Below are 19,716 nucleotides of genomic sequence, written 5' to 3' on the forward strand. Positions count from 1 at the left end.
CGAAAATTATCAAAAAAAACTTTATGGAAAGGCCAAAGGCTGTAATTACGGGGGTCGGTGCATATTGTCCCGACTATATTTTGACAAACGAAGAGTTGAGTCGTATGGTGGACACCACGGATGAGTGGATTATGACCCGGATTGGTATCAAAGAGAGACGTATTTTACGGGATAAGGATAAAGGAAGTGCATACCTTGGAGCGAAAGCTGTTGAGGATCTTTTTCGCAAGACGGGACTTACACCTGAAGAGGTCGACCTTTTGATTTGTTGTACCGTTACGGCGGATATGCATTTTCCGGCCAATGGAAATGTAATTTCCGATATGGTAGGAATAAAAAAGGCGTTTAGTTTTGATCTGAATGCCGGGTGTTCCGGATTCCTGTATGGATTAACGACGGCTACACAATTCGTCGAGAGCGGACGTTACAAGAAAGTCGTTTTGGTGGGAGCGGAAAAGATGTCTGCTATTGCCGATTACACGGATCGTGCCACTTGTCCGATTTTCGGTGATGGTGCTGCTGCCGTATTATTAGAGCCTACCTTTGAGAACATAGGGGTGATGGATCATATTTTGCGTTCTGACGGAATGGGAAGGGTGCATTTGCATATGAAAGCCGGTGGTTCGTTAAAACCTCCTGCCATGGAGACGGTCATGGCCCGGGAGCATTACATATATCAGGAGGGGCAGCCTGTATTTAAACATGCCGTTTCTAATATGGCCGACGTATCGGTAGAGATCATGAAAAAAAACAATCTGACTTCCGAAGATGTGGCTTGGCTTGTGCCTCATCAGGCTAATTTGCGAATCATTGCCGCAACGGGAGACCGTATGGGACTGGATCGGTCCAAAGTTATGGTAAATATTCATAAATACGGAAATACGACTTCTGCGACGATTCCTCTTTGTCTTTACGAGTGGGAAGATCAGCTTAAGAAAGGGGATAATCTGATTTTAGCTGCTTTCGGGGCCGGGTTTACCTGGGGAGCGATCTACCTCAAATGGGGGTATGACGGGAAAAATGCAATTGGCAGTCGTGGATAAAAAAGCGGAATGAGATCAGGTGTCCGGTAATCGAAGGGTTCGGTGGTTAATCTGCAATTTACGATATTATAAAATGCTATCTGGTAGGATAGCATTTTTTTTGTTGTTTATGGCGTTACGTCTGTTATCCCGTTTTGTCGCAAGAAATATTGGAGGACAGATGCTCAGATTTCGTTAGATTTGATTTTTTATTTTAGATTACTTGTTGTATATTTGGTCACTTATTTTCTTGCAATATGACGAAAAATGTACATCAACCTAATGCGAAGAGAACAGTTATTCTTAGTACATCCGTTATTCAAGGGGATATAAGAGTGCCGAATGATTTGTTCCTGGGAGGTATTGTTGCGGGTAATGTGGATTGTGGCGGAGTGTTGGTGATTAAAAGAGGTGCAGTTGTGGAAGGTAATGTGAATTGCAAGGTGTTGGATGTGGATGGCCTGGTAAAGGGGAGCGTGAATACGGGGGATTTGACTATACGTGAAGAAGGGCGTGTCGGAGGACGTGTTGAAACCTGCCGTTTGCGGATTGTGGGGAATAGAATAGGTATTAACGAGTTGTGTTTGGTAAAAATATAATCTAAAGGACTTTTATGGGAAAAGAAGTACAACAACAGGTAGCGTTAAATTTATTAAGTGAGGGGACTTCTATCGAAGGGGATCTTCATGCGAAAAATGATATACGTGTCGATGGAACCATTAAAGGTAAGATTAATACTACGGGGCGTTTGGTTATTGGACCGACGGCAAAGGTAGAAGGAGAGATAAATTCACCGAGTGTAGATATCTTAGGCAATGTTCAGGGTAATATACTTTCGCTTGGAACGGTTTCCTTGAGAGCTAAATCGACCTTCGTGGGTACGATAAAGGCCGCTTATATAATGATAGAATCAGGAGCTGTTTTTAATGGGGAGTGCCGTATAGAAAGAGAAGTTCACCAGAAATAAATCAGGACGTGCGTTGTTTTTTAGCCGTTATACAATTCTGTTTATTATTTGCCGCTTGCGAGAGGGGAAATGGTGGTATTGAAAAAGGGGTTTCAAAAGAACTGGCACAAGAGCGGAAATCGAATATCGGGGGAGTAAGTTATAGCTTGTACTTTGCGATTCCCTCCGATAAAGGGGCTGCCATCATTGCCGATTCGGAAATCTCTTTCGAGTTGTTACAGTTGGCTCCGGTCGTTTTGGATTTTAAGGCGGACGAAGAAAGTATTATCTCGATTACTTCCGATGGAGAAAGAGTCCCGTATATATTTAAGAATGAACATATTATTATTGAAGAAAAAAATTTAAAAGAGGGGCGGAATTCGCTGAATATTAAATTTCGAGCCGGAGAGACCTCTTTGAATCGGAATGATGATTTTCTTTACACCTTATTGGTTCCGGACCGTTGCCGGACGTTGATGCCTTGTTTCGACCAACCGGATATCAAAGGGCGTTTTAAATTGAGATTGAAAATTCCTTCGACATGGAGAGCCGTTGCCAACGGGGATTTGTTACGAATGGAGCAGTTCGATGACTATAAACTGTATGAATTTGAGGAGACGAAGCCGTTGAGTACTTATTTATTTTCATTTGTGGCGGGAGTTTTTGATTACGCGGAATGGTATGTAGACAGGCGTTGGATCGGTATTTATTACCGGGAGACAGATACCTCTAAAATTAATGGCAGCCTATCCGAAATAGCCCGGGAGGTGGCCTATTCGTTAAATTGGATGGAGAAATACACGGGAAGGCCTTATCCCTTCGATGTATACAATGTGGTTGCTATTCCGGCTTTTCAATTCGGAGGAATGGAACATCCGGGGGCAACGTATTACCATGCTTCACGGTTATTTCTCGATCCGGATGCCGATATGACGGCACGCTTGAGACGAAGTGAGGTTATCGCTCATGAAACAGCCCATATGTGGTTTGGAGATCTGGTGACGATGAAGTGGTTTGACGATGTATGGCTGAAGGAGGTTTTTGCAAATTTTATGGCAGGTAAAATTTTAGCCGGCCTGTATCCGACGGTCGATCATAAGTTGAATTTTTATTTAAGTCACTATGAAGCTGCTTTACGTACGGATCGAACCGAGGGTACTCATCCGATCTTGCAACAATTGGATAACCTGAAAGATGCGGGAACTTTGTACGGGGATATTATTTATCATAAAGCGCCTATTGTGATGAATATGTTGGAGAATTTGATTACGGAAGGGGAGTTGCGTAGAGGATTGCGTCATTACCTGAGGAGATGGGCTTATTCCAATGCGGATTGGAATGATTTGATCACCCTGCTCGAAGAGACATCCGGAGTCGGTTTACAGGCGTGGAACGAAATATGGGTGAAAGAGGCGGGAGCCCCATTGATCGAATTCGGTGAAAATGGAGTCGAAATGGTCGATGAGTCCGGAAAAAACCGGGTATGGCCTCAACGGATATCGGTTATTTGGGAAAGCAACAGACGTTTGCGGGAAAATATTCTCTTTTTGAAAGATACGTTAACGCGCTACCGTAATGCTAAGGTGGTGTTGCCGGACGGAGATGTTTTGGGATACGGTTGTTTCTTACCTACGGAGTATTCTGTTCGTGCCTTGAACGAGTATTTGAGTGAATTGCCTGAACCTTTGTACCGGGCAGTCAGCTGGCAATTGCTATATGAAGGAGTTTTGAATAAAAAGTTAAAGGGGGAGCTGTTTGTTCGTTTTTGTATCAAGCATCTGCCCGCGGAAACGAATAATTTGGTTATTAATCGGACGCTTTCGTTTTTAACTACCGTATATAATACTTACCTGGATGAGGGGAGCCGTCAGTTATTGCAGGAGGATCTGGAGCGTTTCTGCATGGATATGTTGTCAAAAGAACAGACGGGAGTGAACAAGAAAACCTATTTTAAAACATTGTTGGGTATATATACCTCGTCGGAAGCCAAAGGATATATAGCGAAAATATTATACGGTACGGAAGAGACGGGCGGGATGACGATCGCGGATGACGACAGGATACTGATAGCTTATAATATGATATTGAGAGATTCCAATCAATATCAGAATATGAAGAAATACATCCTCAGAACGGTAAAGAATAAGGACTTGTTGAATCGTTTTGCCTATGTATTGCCTTCCGTATCCGGAAAAAAACAGGTCCGGGATAGCGTTTTTAACGCTTTGTTGTTGGAAAAGAATAGAGTAAATGAGGTTTGGGCGGGAGAGAGTCTGAGGTGGTTGAATCATCCCTTGCGCCGTCAAGAGTCCGAAGAATACATACCTCAAGTGTTGGAGAAATTGCAGGAAATACAGGAGACGGGGGATATCTTTTTCCCTTCCGACTGGTTGAATGCCGGTTTATCCGGCCACACGAGCAAGTATGTTTATTCCGTCGTTACTCATTTTTTGGAGAAACATCCCAACTATCCGCACAATCTGAAATTAAAAATATTGTCCAATTCCGATCATTTACGACGACTTCATGCCGAGAGTAATAATCTCAAATTAGAATAGCATAATGATTCTCAAATCTAATTTAATATTAATTCCAGCCAGGTATGCTTCTACCCGATTTCCGGGGAAACCTTTGGTCGAAATAGCGGGGAAGCCGATGATACAGCATGTGTATGAAAAAGCGACGGCCGTGTCGGAACATGTTTATGTGGCTACGGACGATGAACGGATTTACGATACCGTGATCCGGTTCGGAGGTCGAGCCGTGATGACGGCAACTACTCATAAAAGCGGGACCGATCGTTGTTATGAGGCCTATCAAAAAGTGAAAGAACTTTTGCAACAGGATTTCGAGGTTATTGTAAATGTTCAGGGAGATGAACCTTTTATTCTGCCGGAACAGATAGAGGCCTTGATATCGAGGTTCGAGGAGCCAGACATTCAGATTGCGACTTTGGCCAAACCTTTTGAAAAGAATGAAGAAATATTTGATCCCAATAAGGTGAAGATCGTTTTTTCCCAACAACATATGGCCCTTTATTTTAGTCGCTGCCCTATTCCGTTTTGTCGAGGAGTAGACCAAGGTGAATGGCTGACGCGCACTCCTTATTATAAACACGTGGGAATGTATGCCTATCGTCCGGTAGTATTGGAAAGTATCACCCGAATTCCGCAGGGGATACTGGAGAAAGCCGAATCTTTAGAGCAATTACGTTGGTTGGAGAACGGTTATAAGATAGCCGTGAGCATCACTCATCATGAATCTATCGGAATCGATACGCCGGAAGATTTGAAGAAAATCCTCCAAGATTAAGGGATTTATATGCTATGATTTGATAATTCGGTGATTGGAAATGGATCGTTTCGTCATTCAAGCGCCGAAGTTCTTAATCTACAATCGTCAATTGTCATTTTTTTGTTTAACGGAATGAAGGTAATTCTGATTATTAAGCGTTATCTTTGAACAAAATTTGGTGTTCTAAATTTATTAATAGATGAAAGCAGTTATATTGGCAGGGGGATTAGGAACCCGGTTGAGTGAAGAGACGGGAATCAAACCGAAACCTATGGTTGAGATCGGAGGAATGCCTATTTTGTGGCATATCATGAAGACTTATTCTCACTACGGAGTGAATGAATTTATTATTTGTTTAGGTTATAAAGGTCATATAATCAAGGAGTTTTTTGCAAATTATTGTATGTATCGTTCCAATCTGATGATCGATCTGCAACGGAATTCTTTGGAGATATTGGATACGGATGTGGAACCGTGGAAGGTAACGTTGATCGATACGGGGTTGAACACGATGACGGGAGGTCGTATCAAACGGATTCAAAAATACATAGGTGACGAGACCTTCATGCTGACTTATGGAGATGGTGTATCAGACGTAAATATCGGGGAACTGCTCCGTTTTCATAAAAACCATAAGAAGTTATGCACGGTAACGACCATTCAGCCGACTGGTCGTTTCGGTGCTATCACGATAGAGAAGGAGAATAGTGTTAAATCTTTTATTGAAAAGCCTAAGGGAGACGGAGCCTGGATTAACGGGGGGTATTTTGTGTGCGAGCCGGGAGTGTTTGATTTTATCGAAGGAGATCATATTACCTGGGAGAGAGAGCCCATGGAGCGAATTGCACAACAACATCAGATGATGGCTTTCAAACATGCCGGTTTTTGGAAACCTATGGATACGTTGAAAGATAAGGAAGATTTGAATAAGATGTGGGAATCGGGAGAGGCTGTTTGGAAAGTTTGGTAACGTAATTGTTGACGTATGGATTGGAAAGAGAACCCTTATAACGGGAAAAAGGTTTTGGTGACGGGCCATACCGGCTTTAAAGGCGCATGGTTGATCAAGATACTCTCAATGTTAGGAGCTCGGGTAAAGGGATATGCTTTGGCTCCGGAAACATCTCCCAACTTATACGACGTTTTAAAGGTAGAGGAGATAGCTACCTCCGTGATCGGGGATTTGATGGATGCTAAGCGTCTGTCCCGGGAAATTACAACGTTTGAACCTGATTTTATCTTTCATCTGGCGGCTCAGCCTATTGTTCGTTTGTCTTATGAATTCCCGGTGGAGACTTTTGCCGTAAACAGTATCGGGACGGCTCATTTGTTGGATGTCTTAAGGAGATGGCAACACAAGTGTACCGTCGTGTTGATTACCACGGATAAAGTGTATTATAATTACGAATGGCCCTATGCCTACCGGGAGAATGACAGGTTGGGAGGGTATGATCCGTATAGCGCGAGTAAGGCTTGTGCCGAGTTGGTAATCGATTCTTATCGGAATTCGTTTTTTAATACCGAAAGTTACGGGGAACATCATAAAGCTTTGGTCGTAGCCCGGGCGGGTAATGTTATCGGCGGAGGAGATTGGGCCAAGGATCGTTTGGTTCCGGATATCATCCGGGCTCTCCGGGAAAAGAAAGAGATTGTTCTGAGAAACCCGGGAGCTGTTCGTCCGTGGCAACATGTCTTGGAACCGTTATATGGCTATTTGTTATTGGGGGCCATGGCATCCGAGAGGTACGGGGAAATGTCCAACGCCTATAATTTCGGGCCTTGGTCTCACGACACGTTGACGGTAGAGGAGATGACAAAGTCGGCCATTGAAATTTGGGGAGAAGGGGAGTATGTCGTACGGCAGGATACGCGAGTGTTGCATGAGGCGAATATGTTGAGATTGGATATATCGTTGGCTAATAAAGAATTGAAATGGTATCCCCGGTTGAATGCTTCCGAAGCGTTGAAATGGACCTTGGAATGGTATAAAAACTATAATGAGGATCCCGGAAATATACGGGAGTACACGGAAAAGCAGATAAAAAATTTTTTTGAAAGATCATGAATACGAAAAGAGAACAAATCTTGAAGCTCGTAAGGGAGTATTACATAGAGGAATTTAAGGAGAAAGAGACTGAATTTAAGGAAGGAGACAGGATCGGTTACGGGGGACGTTTTTTCGATCAGGATGAATTGGAAAATTTAGTGAATGCTTCTTTGGATTTCTGGTTGACGACCGGACGTTATGCTTCGGAATTCGAGCGGGAATTTGCCAAGTTTTTAGGTGTGAAATTTTGTTCTTTAACCAATTCCGGATCGTCTGCCAATTTGTTGGCTTTTATGACCTTGACCTCTCCGAAGTTAAAGGAGAGACAAGTAAAAAGAGGGGATGAGGTGATAACGGTTGCGGCCGGTTTTCCGACAACGGTGACCCCTTTTATCATTTATGGGGCCGTGCCTGTTTTCGTGGATATCATGTTACCCACGTATAATATTGACGTGACCTTGTTGGAGCGGGCTTATTCGCCGAGGACGAAAGCGGTGATGGTAGCTCATACGTTGGGTAATCCCTTTGATTTAAAGGCGGTAAGAGATTTTTGTGATCGCCATCAATTGTGGCTAATCGAGGATAATTGCGATGCATTGGGTTCCAAATACCGACTGGACGGAGAGTGGAAATACACGGGGACCATAGGTGATATAGGTACTTCCAGCTTTTATCCGCCTCATCATATCACGATGGGGGAGGGCGGAGCCGTTTATACCAATAATTTGTTACTGCACCGGATAGTAAATTCGTTCCGGGATTGGGGAAGGGATTGTTGGTGCGATTCAGGAAAAGATAATACCTGCGGAATACGTTTTACCCAGCAATTCGGAGAACTTCCTCTCGGTTATGACCATAAATACGTCTATTCGCATTTCGGATATAACCTGAAGGTCACGGATATGCAGGCTGCAATAGGATGTGCGCAGTTGAGAAAAATTCCGGCTATCGTGGAGGCCAGAAAACAAAACTGGACTTATTTGAGGGAGGGGTTAAGAGGTTTGGAGGATCGGTTGATTTTTGCAGAGCCTACCGGAAATGCTGATCCCAGTTGGTTCGGATTTTTAATCTTTGTAAAAGAAAATGCCGGTTTTACCCGTAATGATCTGGTTCACCATCTTGAGAGACATCATATTCAAACCCGAATGTTGTTTGCCGGGAATTTGATCAAACATCCTTGTTTCGATGAGATGCGTAAAAGCGGAGAAGGTTTCCGTGTGGTCGGAGAGTTGAAAAATACGGATCTGGTGATGACGAACTCTTTGTGGATAGGTGTTTATCCCGGCATGAAGAAACCTATGCTCGACTATATGATAAAAGAAATTAAAGCGTTCTGCCATGAGCATGAATAAAACGATTTTATTAACAGGTTCGAATGGTTTTATCGGTAAGAATATAAAGGAGAGTTTCCTTTCCGAACGGTATCGTCTGTTGACTCCTTCGAGTAAGGAATTGAATCTTGTCAACGAGAAGGAGGTTGACGACTATTTCCATCGTCATTCGGTGGATGTGGTGATACATGCTGCCGGTCAGCCGGGACATCGGAATGCGGCTTCGTGTGAAGGATTGTTTTATAACAATACCCGGATGTTTTTTAATCTGGAACGACACGTGAAGGAGTATGAAAAAATGATTGTATTGGGCTCCGGTGCGATTTATGATATGAGGTACTATCATCCCAAGATGAAGGAAGAGGAGTATGGACAAAATATTCCGGCAGATGAGCACGGTTTTTCCAAGTATGTCTGTGAAAAGTGTATTGAAAAAAGTTCGAATATATACGATTTACGAATCTTCGGAATTTTCGGAAAATATGAAGATTATGCGATTCGTTTTATTTCGAATGCGATTTGTAAGACGTTGTTTGATTTGCCGATTACGATAAAGCAGGACCGGAATTTTGATTATATTTTTGTAGAGGATTTGATGACGGTGTTAGAGTATTTTATCGAAGCCCGGCCTAAATACAAGGCTTATAATATTACCCCGGCCTCTTCGGTTTCTCTATATGAATTGGCTTTGATGGTGAGGCGTATATCCGGAAAAGATTTGCCTGTCATTATCGCTAAAGAGGGAAAGGGGTTAGAGTATAGTGGTTCCAATACCCGGTTGTCGGAAGAGATGCCCGGATTGAAATTCACACCTTTGGAACAAGCCGTTGCACGGTTATACCGTTGGTATGTCGATAATAAGGCTCATATAAACAGAGATTTATTGTTAGTGGATAAATAATGAGAGTAAGTGATTATATTTTTAAGCGATTGGTTGAGAAATACCGTGTTGAACATGTATTTATGATTACGGGGGGTGGTGCGATGCACCTGAACGACGCTATCGGACGTTGTGCAGGATTACAATATACCTGTAATCATCATGAACAGGCTTGTGCTATTGCGGCTGAAGCTTATGCCCGTTCGACGGGCAGGTTGGCGGTGGTTAATGTGACGACTGGTCCTGGCGGATTAAATACGTTGACCGGACTTATGGGGCAGTGGACGGATTCCGTACCCGTTTTATATATTTCCGGTCAGGTAAAACAACAGACGACTGTTACCCGTTACCCTCGGCTCAGACTTCGTCAATTGGGAGATCAGGAGGTGGATATTATCGAGGTGGTAAAACCGCTCACCAAGTTTGCCAAACAGATAACCTCGTTGGATGAGGTGAAGAGTGTTTTGGACGAAGCCGTGGATCGGGCTCTCTCTGGTCGTCCCGGTCCGGTGTGGATAGATGTGCCCATGGATATTCAGGGGATGATTATGGATGAAAAGATTCAAAAAGAGTATAGTCCTTCTTCGATAAAAAAAGAGGAGCCGGATCTTACTCTTTTTTTCGAGTGGCTGGAAAAGGCCGAACGTCCCGTATTTGTGGCCGGACACGGAATAAAAATAGCTAAGGCTGCGGATCGTTTTCGGGCTTTGGCGGAGAAATTTCATATACCCGTCCTTACGACGTTTAACGGAATGGATATTCTGGAAGAGGAGAATCCTAATTATATCGGTCGAATAGGAACATTAGGTTCGAGAGCCGGTAATTTTGCCCTTCAAAATGCTGATTTGGTTATCACGATAGGTTCCAGAAACAATATACGTCAGGTAAGTTATAATTGGGAATACTATGTACGCGCGGGTAAGCACGTGGTCGTGGATATCGATCCTGAAGAGCTTCGAAAACCGACGGTTCGGGTGGATATGGGTATATGCGCCGATGCCGGGTGGTTTATTGACCGCCTGCGAGCCTATACTCCCAGGCGGTCCTGGCCGGACTGGTTAGCCTGGTGTCAGGTAAGGAAACAACGTTACCCTACGGTATCGGAAGAGTATAAGTATACAAAGGAGAGAGTTCAACCTTATTATTTCATGAGGGAATTAACCCGTCGCTTATCTGATAAATCGACTGTTGTCGCCGGAAACGGAACCGCGTGCGTGGTGCTTTTTCAGGCTGGAGAAGTGAAGAAAGGGCAGCAATATATATGGAATTCCGGCTGCGCTTCCATGGGATATGATTTGCCTGCCGCCATAGGGGCTGCCGTTGCTCATCCCGAACGGCAGATCATCTGTCTGGCAGGGGACGGCAGTCTGATGATGAACTTACAGGAGATGGCGACGATGGCCTATTATAAATTACCTATTAAGCTGATTGTATTGGATAATCACGGGTATATCTCTATTAAACAGACTCAGGATAATTTTTTTGCGGGACAATATATCGGTTGCAATGAGGATAGTGGAGTCGGTTTTCCTGATTTTGTCAAACTCGGAACGGCTTTCGGTATTAAAACACTTTCCATTTCTTCTCACGAGGAGATGGAGCGGGTGTTACCCGAATTATTGCGGGACAATACGCCGATGGTGTGTGTCGTTGATCTGTTGGATGATTACAAGTTTATACCGAAAACCTCATCCGTGAGGAAAGAGGACGGCCGGATGGTTTCCAAACCGTTGGAAGACCTGTATCCTTTTCTTTCCCGGGAAGAATTTTTAGAAAATATGATTATAAAACCATTAAATGAATAGTTATGAATGCTCTTGAACATAAGATGGTCGAAACTTTGATCGACTTAAAAGAAAATTATCATGTGATTGGCATTAAGGCAGAGTTTGAGGCTGAAGGGACGCGTATGGAAGAGGCTCTGCGATTGAAAGAAGTGGTAACGAAGGCCGGATTGGACCTGACGATAAAGATTGGAGGAGGAGAGGCCATTAAGGATATGTATGATGCGCGTTCTATCGGAGTAAAGCGTATTGTGGCGCCTATGATCGAGACCCCTTATGCCTTGAAGAAATTTCTTCATGCTACTCGCTTGGTATTCCCCGACGAGGAGTGGAACGATGTGGATTTTTTGGTAAATATCGAAACGATCGATGGGTATAGGAATTTTGATAGGATGTTGGAATTGCCTTGTATCGGGGATTTGAAAGGTATTGTATTGGGACGGGTAGACATGACAGGATCTATGGGGATGACCCGGGAAGATATCAATTCGGAAGAGATTTTTAAAATTGCCGATGATCTGTGTAAAAGGGCTGAAAAAGCTGGATTGGAGTGTGTTATAGGCGGAGGAGTTTCTGCGGCATCCATACCGTTCTTCAATCGTTTACCCCAAGGGACTCTTCATGGATATGAAACCCGTAAGGTTATTTTTGCTTGTCCCGAAGCCTTGGGAAAAGAGTCGGATAAAGGAATATTGAAAGCCGTGGGCTTTGAATTGATGTGGTTGAAAAATAAACGTCATTTCTACCAAAGTATATACGAGGAAGATGCTAATCGCATCGTGATGCTTGAGGCTCGTTACAAAAAATTAATCGAAGAAGCCGGTGGAAATTATTAAAAGAGAAAATGAATTGAAGGTAACAACACTCGCTTTTGATCTGGATGGCACCTTATACAATGGTGATAAGGCTGTTGACGGGGCACCGGAGGTTTTGAAACAGTTGAAGAACAAAGGATATCGGTTATTATATCTTACCAATAATTCTTCCAAGAACGAAATCGAGTTAAAAAATAAATTAGTACGGTTGGGATATGAGGCTGAAGAAGAGGAGATTTTCTCCTCTTTGACGGTAACCGTAGATTTTGTATGTAGAGAAGGATATAAGAATGTCTATTGCTTGGGAACGGCCGGGTTGAAACGCGAGATAGGAAAAGCGTGTAACGTGGTCGAGTACTCCGAGAAGGAAAATTGCAAGGTAGAGGCCATCGTGCTGGGACTCGATACGAGTATCGATTATAACAGGCTCGCGGAGGCATTGAAAATGATAGACAGGTATCCGGAAGCTAAGCTAATAGCTTGTAATTTGGATAAGAATTATCCTGTCGGCGGAGGCATAAGGTATCCGGGGTGCGGGGCTATTGTACGTGCGATGGAGGTGGCTTGTGAACGGGAGGTGGACGTGGTGATAGGCAAACCTAATACCTATATGTTATCTATGGTGTCCGATAGATTTCGATTAAACCCTCGGGAGATTGCTTTGATAGGAGATTCGTATGAATCTGATATCCGGATGGCTCAAAATTTCGGTTGTTCCTCTTTCTTGCTTTCGACCGATTTAGAGAAGAGTCGTACGAATGTATTGGCGAATATAGAAGAGTTGTTATTGTTTTTTTAGACACGGATAGAGATGGAAAAATTATTATCTCTTTGTATTCCTACTTATAACAGGTGTGAGATCTTGGATGCGGTACTCTCTCGCATTGTGTGCGATAAGGAGTTCGACGAGCGGGTTGAGGTAGTCGTTTCGGATAATTGTTCTACGGACGCAACGCCTGAAGTGGTAAAAAAATACTCCTCGTCTTACCCGAATGTTGTGTATCACAGGAACCCGGAGAATATTCGCGATGCCAATTTCGAGTTGGTTTTGTCTTTAGGGACGGGTAGGTACGTGAAGTTATTGAATGACTATTCCATATTGAAAGCAGGTACACTCGGTTATTTGTTGGAGAGGATAGAAAAGCATAAGGAGTCCGGTGAGAATTTGTTCTTTTATACGAGGGTATCAAAACCGGAGTTTAACGAGGCCGTATGTTATTCATTGGACGATTTTGTGGAGAAAGTCTCTTTCTGGTCTACTTGGATTGGGCATTTCGGTACATGGAGAGAATGTTTTGAGGCCCTACCCGATAAGGAACGTTGCCGATCTTTACAGTTGAGCCAAATGGATTGGACGCTGAGAATCGTGAATGAAAAGAGCCCTACCGTAGTCTACCGGGAAGATCTTTATGAAACGCTTCCACCCAGTAAGAAAGGAGGATATAATTTTTTTAAAATATTTGTAGAGAACTATATAGGTATCTATCAGGAGTATCTCCGGAGCGGCGCCCTCTCTTTCAATGTGTTTAAACAGGAGAAGCGCAAACTTTTTAAAGGGCATCTTTATCTTTGGCTTAAACGTATCTATATCAAAGATAGAGAGATGTATTGTTTCGAAACGGAAGGAACTTTTCGCATTATTTTTAAACATTATTGGAGTTGCCCTTATTTATATATTAACTTTGTGAAACTATTTCTATATGGATTAGTATATCCTTTTAAAAGGATGTTTGTGAAAAAGAAGGGATAAAGAATTGTATATGAAAAACATTATTATTAGAATGCCTAATTTTATTGGTGATTCAATAAATACACTTCCTGCGATAGACTTATTAAAACAGGAGTATCCGGATTCGAGGATAACCTTGTTGGGCCTTTCTTTTATAAAAGATATATTTGAACATGATCCTCGAATCGATGATTTTATTTGTTTTGAGAAAGGAAGAAAAAATTACCTTACTTTCGTCAAACGGATTTATCAGGGTAAATACGATTTGGGTATCCTATTTACGAATACATTTATTTCTGTTTTTATATTTAAACTGGCTTTGGTAAAATGCCTTATCGGATACAAAAATGAAGGAAGGGGTTTTTTATTGGATTTTAAGATGCCATTAAATCGTAACGTGCATTATATCAATCGGTATGCTATGCTCGTGAATAAGTATTTCAATAATAAATATATTTACCTTCCGCCTTTGAGATTATTCTATAAACAAGAGAAGACGTTTTATTTCCCGGATAATAAACAGGTAATCGGTTTGTATTTGGGAGGTATAAATAAGAAATATAGAAGATATCCGGAAAGTTTGTCGCTTGAATTGTTGAAATTGTTAAACGGCTATAATCTTGTTTTGATAGGAGACCGTAACGATGCGGGGATTCATGCTTCCTATTTGAAACGGGTGAAATTGGATAGTGTTATCAACCTGACCGGAAAAACTTCCGTGGGGGAATTTGTAACGACGATAGCCAATTTAGATGCGTTGATTACCATCGATTCTTCTGCCATGCATATCGCTGCAGCGGTTCACACGAAATTTGTGGCTCTTTTGGGACTCTCCACGAGTCCGACCTCTACGATCCTTCCCAAGGTCGATTTCGGTATCGCCTTGAAAGTGGAGAACAATATGATCAATGAGGAGGATTATATTCGGAATATAACACCGCGAATGATTGTGGATCATGTCGAGTTATTACTTAATCGGGGAGATTGATATAGTCTTTCCAAAAATTCAACTCTTTGTTCCAGCGGTGGCAACCGAAAGGGAGTTGCTTTTGAGCGAATTGAAAACAGATTTTCGGGAATAGGTCGAATGAGAAATGTATTGCTTCCTGCCAGGTCGGTATGGAGAAGTCGTTGTTTTTCGTTGCTTCCAAAGCCCAAAAGACATCTTCATTGAATTGGCTGCTTTCGCCGACACGGGAAAGATAGGTGTGAATGCGTGATTGCATCTCTATTGTTTTGCGATAACACGTATCAACCTTGCGTAAAGAGAATCCACCGTTCCCGACTTTGAAAAAACATTGCTGCCTGTGTTTTATTCCCGTAAGGGAATAGACTGCTCCCCGAAGTTTTAGAAAAAAGTTCAAGGGGAACCTCCGGTACTTCAATTTACATAACCAGGGGGCTCCGATATAATCGTAACCCCGTTGACACCATTGGGTGAGCTCATCTCGGAAAACAAAAGCATCCAATTGATAAATCAAAATGTATTTCACGTGAAGAAATCGTTCGTAAAATTCAGCTGAAAGCATTAAACGGTTATAGCCTGCAATATTGGCAAAATAGTGATCGTCGAAACTTTCAATTTCGAAAGTATCGGGATACAAGTCTAACACTTCCGTCACATCTAAGCTGTTCGGTTTGATGATGACTTTAGGATAATGGTTTAATACCTTAACTGCTTGATTTAATGAAATAATATCCGTACGATTCAGATCCGTTTTATAGACAGGTATTATGATTTTTACGAGTTGATTCATCTTCACGATAATTGAAGGTGGGGCAATATGTATCGTATTATAAACTAAAGGGGCCGCCCGGCAAATGACGGACGGCGTTATTCATTCGAGCAAAATATTCCCATTGGAACGTAAAGCCTGTCGGGGATAGCCGAGTTAGATAGTCATAATGTCTTTCTCTTTTTTAGCGAAATACTCGTCTACTTTTTTACCGTATTCGTCGGTTAGCTTCTGAGCGACAGCTTCGGCATCTTTGGCCTCATCCTCGGGAAGTCCGTCTTTAACCATTTTCTTTACCTGTTCTATGGCATCGCGCCGTGCATTCCGTATACTGACTTTGGCGGTTTCTGTTTCTCCCTTACTTTGCTTTACCAAATCACGACGACGCTCTTCCGTTAAAGACGGAATATTGATTCGTATGGTTTCTCCGTTGTTATCCGGGTTTAATCCCAAGTTGGCTGCCATGATGGCTCTTTCGATGGGAGCAATCATGCTTTTTTCCCACGGTTGTACGGAGATCGTCCGAGGGTCCGGACTGGAAATGTTGGCAACTTGATTTAACGGGGTAAGACTTCCGTAATAATCTACCATGACATCTTGTAAGATTTTCGGGTTAGCTCTTCCCGCTCTGATTTTACTTAATTCTGTTTCTAAATGATTCAGAGCAGCTTCCATTCTTTCTTTGGCTTCGTCAAGATAAAATTGTACTTCCTCGTTCATATAAATTGTGATTTAATGTTATTTTGCCTATTGATTACAAAGGTATAAAAAACTTTATTTCAATCTATTCTTTTCGAGTTTTCCTTTACGATATATTTTTAGTAGTCGATAAAGAAGGAGGCTCTCCGTCCGGAATTTTGTTTTTTGTCGTGTTTATAAATCCTTAATTTGGAAATTAATCGGCACGGTGAAAGAGACGTTCACCGCTTTTCCGTTTACTTTCCCCGGTTTCCATTTTGGCATGGACTGGATAACTCTAACGGCCTCTGCATCTAATGTTTCTTCTACTCCTCTAACAATTTTTATATCCTTAACACTACCGTCTTTCGCTACTATAAATTGGATAGCTACTTTGCCTTCTACTCCTTTTCTCTGGGCTTCGGCCGGGTATTTGGTCTTTTGATTGATCCATTTGACGATATCCCCTTCAGGAAAAACGGGCATATCTTGTACCGCAACGAAAGTATCTGTCGTATCTGCGGTAACGTTACTTAAATTAAGTGTTTGTGTGACATTCTGCTCCTGGGAGTTTGATTCTTCCGTTTGACAGGAAAAAGTAATAAAGAGAAATCCACAGAGTAATGTGGCTGGTACGTAATTCCATACTTTGTACTTTTGGGTTTGTTGTTTTGTCATCATAATTATTCTTTTCTTTAGGTTGGAACATGCAAAGTGATTCGTGAAAGAAAAATGGGTTTTAAATGATTGGCTCAGTATGAGTCGAAGATAACTTTCCGTTTGATATTTTTGGATCACCCGGTGATCGGCGATGAATTCGTGATTTTGGATTATGGCTCTTTTCAGTAGCCATGCAAAAGGATTGAACCAATTGATCAGGCAGAAAAGATGGATGAATAGTAAATCCAAGCTGTGTAGTTGGCGTATGTGTATTTTTTCGTGGGCGAAAGTATTTTGCCGGGTTTCAGCGTCTTCTACGGATTGATTGACAAAGAGTAAATGGAAAAACGAAAAATTCGGATAGGATCGGGGAAGAAAAACGATTCGTATCCCTCGTATTTTTTTAGATGGATTTGTATTTACTAAATGCCTTAATTGCAAAATGGCTAAAGCGAATTTAACGGATACGACGATTACTCCGGAAAAATAGATCCAAATCCAGTAATTGGGAGTCGAAACAGAAGCTTCAACATTTGTATCGGTTAAGAAAATGGCAGCGAACGGATTGTCTATGATTCCCTGACTCTCCATAAAGGAGCGGAAAGGAGTTGTTATTTGAATGAACGGAATAAGTTGAGCCATTAGCAGGATGCCGAGTAGGTAAAAACGGTTGGTATTGTAAAAAGTTTGTTTTTGCAACACCAGTTGATAGTATCCCAATAAAACAATCAATATGATTGTCGACTTAACGATATAAGGTAAGAAGGGTATCATGACTCTATTTTTTTCGTTCGGCCTGTTGAGCTTCTTTTACTTTTTGCAGGATGTCTTCCAACTCCTTCAAATCGATATTTTCCGAGCGGGTGAGAAAAGAAACCATTTGCGAATAAGAGTTTTCAAAATAGTTCCCTACAAAATTCCTCAGGAATTTTCGGGTGTATGTCTCTTTGTCCACAAGAGGGAAATATCGGTGACTTTTTCCAAAAGTTTCATGGTCTACGAATCCTTTTTCCTGCAAAATTCGGATAATAGTAGAGACCGTATTATAGGCCGGTTTAGGGTCGGCAAATTTCTCTACGATCTCTTTGACAAAGGCTTTGTCCAGATCCCAAAGGATCTGCATGACTTGTTCTTCTGCTCTTGTTAATTCTCTCATTGTTTTATATTTTGTATGTGCAAACGAATATAGAACTAATATTTTAGTTTCCAAACTAAAAATATAGTTATTTTATCGTATGGATAGTTTTTTAATTATTAATATGATGTGTATTCGTGGTTTATCGTTTCGATATTTTTCGGATTTTATAGTGGATAGCGGTAATAAAGATATTCATAAACGGGCTGATTAAATTGAAGAAGCAATAGGGAAGATAATCGAAAGTAGCGACCCCTAATACGCGTGATTGGGTTGCTCCGCAAGTGTTCCACGGGATTAAGACAGAGGTAACGGTGGCCGAGTCTTCCAACGCCCGGCTTAGAACTTCAGGTTTAAGCCTATGTTCTTTATAAATCTTTTGCATCATTTTTCCCGGTACGACAATAGACAGATATTGATCGCAAGCTGAGATATTGAAAAGGATACAAGAACCGATGGTTGTCGCCACGAGCGAAGTGTCGTTCTTAATATAGTTAACCATGGCTTCGCTTATTCTTTTCAGGGATCCTCCGGCTTCCATCACTCCGCTGAAAATCATCGCCATCAGGATCAACCATACCGTACTGAGCATTCCTTCCATTCCTCGGGTAGAGAGTAAACGGTCGATGCCGGGAGAGCCCGTTGATAACTCCATTTTACTGGAAATCACTTGCAGGATAAGTTGATATTTGTTGGTGAACGTTTCTCCTTTTATTAAGTTCTCGAGTAATTCGGTTTGAAAAAGCAAAGCAAATAGAACGCCTAAAGCAATACCAATTAACATTGCCGGGATGGGAGGAATTTTTTTGATGATAATGAACGCTAATAGGAGGGGGACGGACAGTAGCCAGGGAGTAATCCGGAAAGTTTCGGCGATGCCGGTTTTGATGTCGTCTGTACTGGTTAAATTTATTTCATTGGTGTGGGTTAATCCGATGATGACAAAAATGATCAAAGTAATGATTAAAGTCGGTACTGTCGTGTAAATCATGTAGCGAATGTGGGTAAACAGATCGGTGCCGGCAATTGCCGGGGCCAGATTGGTCGTGTCGGAAAGGGGAGACATTTTATCGCCGAAATAAGCACCGGAAATGATTGCGCCGGCAACAATCCCCGAATTCATATCGAAAGCGTGTCCTATTCCGATGATTGCGACCCCCACGGTGGCAATCGTGGACCAAGAGCTTCCGGTTGCCAGGGAAACAATCCCGGATATGACCACGGAAGCAACAAGAAAATAAGAGGGGGACATCAGGTCTATTCCGTAGTAGATCATCGTGGGAATAACTCCGCTTAACATCCAAGTTCCACTTAAGGCTCCTATCAGGAGGAGGATCAGAATAGCCGGCATGGCTGAATGAATGGTACTGAGAATTTTACCTTGCAGGTGATTCCAGTCCACGTGATTATGCCAAGCGATCAGGCCGCTGAGAGTCGCGGTGATCATAAGTGCGATTTGGTTGGCTCCTCCCAATGGATCTTCAAAATAAAGGACGTTTAAAAACAGTAATCCAATTAAAAAGAGGATGGGGATAACGGCTTGAACGAGTGTGGGAGGTTGCGGATGTGTCATAAGCGTGTTCTTTCGTTTTATTGAGATATACGATTTCTTCAAGAGATAGATTCAATGGTTTGGCTTCTCCAATACACTAATTTTCA

At 42.2% G+C, this 19,716-nt stretch carries 19 protein-coding genes; 14 read left to right on the top strand and 5 right to left on the bottom strand.

Going from position 1 to position 19,716, the window contains the following annotated elements; translation table 11 throughout:
• The first annotated feature begins 23 nt into the window (after positions 1-23).
• The 14 genes from BN3283_RS13225 (at position 24) to BN3283_RS13290 (ending at position 14,836) form a co-directional block, all read left to right on the top strand.
• Positions 24-1,043 carry a beta-ketoacyl-ACP synthase III gene (locus BN3283_RS13225; protein WP_059026930.1) on the top strand — a complete coding sequence of 340 codons (1,020 nt, stop codon included), beginning with the start codon at positions 24-26 and terminating at the stop codon, positions 1,041-1,043.
• A gap of 236 nt (positions 1,044-1,279) precedes the next feature.
• Positions 1,280-1,621, top strand: a complete 342-nt coding sequence (locus tag BN3283_RS13230) for a bactofilin family protein (RefSeq protein WP_041503301.1) — start codon at positions 1,280-1,282, stop codon at positions 1,619-1,621.
• A 14-nt stretch (positions 1,622-1,635) separates the two neighbouring features.
• A complete protein-coding gene (locus BN3283_RS13235) occupies positions 1,636-1,989 on the top strand; it encodes a bactofilin family protein (protein ID WP_041503302.1) in 354 nt (117 codons plus the stop codon).
• An 8-nt stretch (positions 1,990-1,997) separates the two neighbouring features.
• The gene (locus tag BN3283_RS13240) at positions 1,998-4,526 is read left to right on the top strand and encodes a M1 family metallopeptidase (protein WP_059026932.1); all 2,529 of its coding nucleotides are present in this window, start codon (positions 1,998-2,000) and stop codon (positions 4,524-4,526) included.
• 4 nt (positions 4,527-4,530) lie between these two features.
• The gene (kdsB, locus tag BN3283_RS13245) at positions 4,531-5,280 is read left to right on the top strand and encodes a 3-deoxy-manno-octulosonate cytidylyltransferase (RefSeq protein ID WP_041503303.1); all 750 of its coding nucleotides are present in this window, start codon (positions 4,531-4,533) and stop codon (positions 5,278-5,280) included.
• Between the two features lie 181 nt (positions 5,281-5,461).
• Positions 5,462-6,232: a glucose-1-phosphate cytidylyltransferase gene (gene rfbF, locus BN3283_RS13250; RefSeq protein WP_041503304.1), complete on the top strand. Its 771-nt coding sequence runs from the start codon at positions 5,462-5,464 to the stop codon at positions 6,230-6,232.
• Positions 6,233-6,247: 15 nt separating this feature from the next.
• The gene (rfbG, locus tag BN3283_RS13255) at positions 6,248-7,327 is read left to right on the top strand and encodes a CDP-glucose 4,6-dehydratase (RefSeq protein WP_059026934.1); all 1,080 of its coding nucleotides are present in this window, start codon (positions 6,248-6,250) and stop codon (positions 7,325-7,327) included.
• Positions 7,324-8,661 (top strand): lipopolysaccharide biosynthesis protein RfbH, encoded by a 1,338-nt coding sequence (rfbH, locus tag BN3283_RS13260; RefSeq protein WP_059026936.1) that lies wholly within the window; start codon positions 7,324-7,326, stop codon positions 8,659-8,661. Before rfbG ends, rfbH begins: the two co-directional genes overlap by 4 nt.
• Positions 8,648-9,541, top strand: a complete 894-nt coding sequence (locus BN3283_RS13265; RefSeq protein WP_286137676.1) for an NAD-dependent epimerase/dehydratase family protein — start codon at positions 8,648-8,650, stop codon at positions 9,539-9,541. Before rfbH ends, BN3283_RS13265 begins: the two co-directional genes overlap by 14 nt.
• The gene (locus BN3283_RS13270; RefSeq protein WP_286137677.1) at positions 9,541-11,325 is read left to right on the top strand and encodes a thiamine pyrophosphate-binding protein; all 1,785 of its coding nucleotides are present in this window, start codon (positions 9,541-9,543) and stop codon (positions 11,323-11,325) included. The genes BN3283_RS13265 and BN3283_RS13270 overlap by 1 nt, the downstream gene beginning before the upstream one ends.
• A gap of 2 nt (positions 11,326-11,327) precedes the next feature.
• Complete coding sequence (locus BN3283_RS13275) at positions 11,328-12,140, top strand: aldolase/citrate lyase family protein (protein ID WP_041505221.1); 813 nt, start codon at positions 11,328-11,330, stop codon at positions 12,138-12,140.
• The gene (locus tag BN3283_RS13280) at positions 12,127-12,918 is read left to right on the top strand and encodes an HAD-IIA family hydrolase (protein WP_059026943.1); all 792 of its coding nucleotides are present in this window, start codon (positions 12,127-12,129) and stop codon (positions 12,916-12,918) included. Before BN3283_RS13275 ends, BN3283_RS13280 begins: the two co-directional genes overlap by 14 nt.
• Positions 12,919-12,930: 12 nt before the next feature.
• Positions 12,931-13,869 (top strand): glycosyltransferase family 2 protein, encoded by a 939-nt coding sequence (locus BN3283_RS13285; RefSeq protein WP_059026944.1) that lies wholly within the window; start codon positions 12,931-12,933, stop codon positions 13,867-13,869.
• A gap of 10 nt (positions 13,870-13,879) precedes the next feature.
• A complete protein-coding gene (locus tag BN3283_RS13290) occupies positions 13,880-14,836 on the top strand; it encodes a glycosyltransferase family 9 protein (RefSeq protein ID WP_082027537.1) in 957 nt (318 codons plus the stop codon).
• Here BN3283_RS13290 and BN3283_RS13295 read toward each other — a convergent pair.
• From BN3283_RS13295 to nhaC, 5 genes are all read right to left on the bottom strand, one after another.
• Positions 14,820-15,605, bottom strand: coding sequence for a DUF5672 family protein (locus BN3283_RS13295; protein ID WP_041503495.1), 786 nt, complete (start codon positions 15,603-15,605; stop codon positions 14,820-14,822). The genes BN3283_RS13290 and BN3283_RS13295 overlap by 17 nt on opposite strands.
• Before the next feature lie 135 nt (positions 15,606-15,740).
• Positions 15,741-16,304: a ribosome recycling factor gene (frr, locus tag BN3283_RS13300; protein ID WP_041503312.1), complete on the bottom strand. Its 564-nt coding sequence runs from the start codon at positions 16,302-16,304 to the stop codon at positions 15,741-15,743.
• Positions 16,305-16,457: 153 nt separating this feature from the next.
• Positions 16,458-17,696: a M56 family metallopeptidase gene (locus BN3283_RS13305; RefSeq protein WP_041503313.1), complete on the bottom strand. Its 1,239-nt coding sequence runs from the start codon at positions 17,694-17,696 to the stop codon at positions 16,458-16,460.
• Positions 17,697-17,700: 4 nt separating this feature from the next.
• Complete coding sequence (locus tag BN3283_RS13310; RefSeq protein ID WP_041503314.1) at positions 17,701-18,078, bottom strand: BlaI/MecI/CopY family transcriptional regulator; 378 nt, start codon at positions 18,076-18,078, stop codon at positions 17,701-17,703.
• A 121-nt stretch (positions 18,079-18,199) separates the two neighbouring features.
• A complete protein-coding gene (gene nhaC, locus BN3283_RS13315; protein WP_059026946.1) occupies positions 18,200-19,630 on the bottom strand; it encodes a Na+/H+ antiporter NhaC in 1,431 nt (476 codons plus the stop codon).
• Positions 19,631-19,716: the final 86 nt, after the last annotated feature.

This window comes from Gabonibacter massiliensis (assembly GCA_001487125.1).
Classification (GTDB): domain Bacteria; phylum Bacteroidota; class Bacteroidia; order Bacteroidales; family Marinifilaceae; genus Gabonibacter; species Gabonibacter massiliensis.

Excerpts from the sequence above, each read along its gene's own strand:
- BN3283_RS13230 (WP_041503301.1), top strand. The coding sequence starts at position 1,280 with ATGACGAAAAATGTACATCAACCTAATGCGAAGAGAACAGTTATTCTT.
- kdsB (WP_041503303.1), top strand. The coding sequence starts at position 4,531 with ATGATTCTCAAATCTAATTTAATATTAATTCCAGCCAGGTATGCTTCT.
- BN3283_RS13290 (WP_082027537.1), top strand. The coding sequence starts at position 13,880 with ATGAAAAACATTATTATTAGAATGCCTAATTTTATTGGTGATTCAATA.
- BN3283_RS13285 (WP_059026944.1), top strand. The coding sequence starts at position 12,931 with ATGGAAAAATTATTATCTCTTTGTATTCCTACTTATAACAGGTGTGAG.
- BN3283_RS13275 (WP_041505221.1), top strand. The coding sequence starts at position 11,328 with ATGAATGCTCTTGAACATAAGATGGTCGAAACTTTGATCGACTTAAAA.
- BN3283_RS13235 (WP_041503302.1), top strand. The coding sequence starts at position 1,636 with ATGGGAAAAGAAGTACAACAACAGGTAGCGTTAAATTTATTAAGTGAG.
- rfbG (WP_059026934.1), top strand. The coding sequence starts at position 6,248 with ATGGATTGGAAAGAGAACCCTTATAACGGGAAAAAGGTTTTGGTGACG.
- BN3283_RS13295 (WP_041503495.1), bottom strand. The coding sequence starts at position 15,605 with ATGAATCAACTCGTAAAAATCATAATACCTGTCTATAAAACGGATCTG.
- BN3283_RS13305 (WP_041503313.1), bottom strand. The coding sequence starts at position 17,696 with ATGATACCCTTCTTACCTTATATCGTTAAGTCGACAATCATATTGATT.
- nhaC (WP_059026946.1), bottom strand. The coding sequence starts at position 19,630 with ATGACACATCCGCAACCTCCCACACTCGTTCAAGCCGTTATCCCCATC.
- BN3283_RS13310 (WP_041503314.1), bottom strand. The coding sequence starts at position 18,078 with ATGAGAGAATTAACAAGAGCAGAAGAACAAGTCATGCAGATCCTTTGG.
- rfbH (WP_059026936.1), top strand. The coding sequence starts at position 7,324 with ATGAATACGAAAAGAGAACAAATCTTGAAGCTCGTAAGGGAGTATTAC.
- BN3283_RS13225 (WP_059026930.1), top strand. The coding sequence starts at position 24 with ATGGAAAGGCCAAAGGCTGTAATTACGGGGGTCGGTGCATATTGTCCC.
- rfbF (WP_041503304.1), top strand. The coding sequence starts at position 5,462 with ATGAAAGCAGTTATATTGGCAGGGGGATTAGGAACCCGGTTGAGTGAA.
- BN3283_RS13270 (WP_286137677.1), top strand. The coding sequence starts at position 9,541 with ATGAGAGTAAGTGATTATATTTTTAAGCGATTGGTTGAGAAATACCGT.
- frr (WP_041503312.1), bottom strand. The coding sequence starts at position 16,304 with ATGAACGAGGAAGTACAATTTTATCTTGACGAAGCCAAAGAAAGAATG.
- BN3283_RS13265 (WP_286137676.1), top strand. The coding sequence starts at position 8,648 with ATGAGCATGAATAAAACGATTTTATTAACAGGTTCGAATGGTTTTATC.